Origin of the sequence: Streptomyces gottesmaniae, from assembly GCF_031845845.1 — a bacterium.
In the GTDB taxonomy this organism is placed as follows: Bacteria; Actinomycetota; Actinomycetes; order Streptomycetales; family Streptomycetaceae; genus Streptomyces; species Streptomyces akebiae.
Genome location: NZ_JAVRFJ010000206.1, coordinates 1 through 255, shown reverse-complemented (window position 1 = coordinate 255; position 255 = coordinate 1). Strand labels below are relative to the sequence as shown.

Below are 255 nucleotides of genomic sequence, written 5' to 3'. Positions count from 1 at the left end.
GATCAACGCCACCGACCCCGACGTCATCTTCCTCGCCGAGGCCTTCACCCGCCCCGCGATGATGCACACCCTGGCCGCCACCGGCTTCCAGCAGTCCTACACCTACTTCACCTGGCGCAACACCAAAACCGAACTCACCGAGTACGCCACCGAACTCGCCGGTGAGGCCGCCGCCTACATGCGCCCCAACTTCTTCGTCAACACCCCCGACATCCTCCACGCCTTCCTCCAGGAAGGCGGCCGCCCCGCCTTCGA

1 pseudogene is annotated in these 255 nt (G+C 65.9%); it reads left to right on the top strand.

What is annotated here, in order from left to right:
• Positions 1-255, top strand: a pseudogene (locus tag RM704_RS45080) (alpha-1,4-glucan--maltose-1-phosphate maltosyltransferase); the annotation flags it as partial.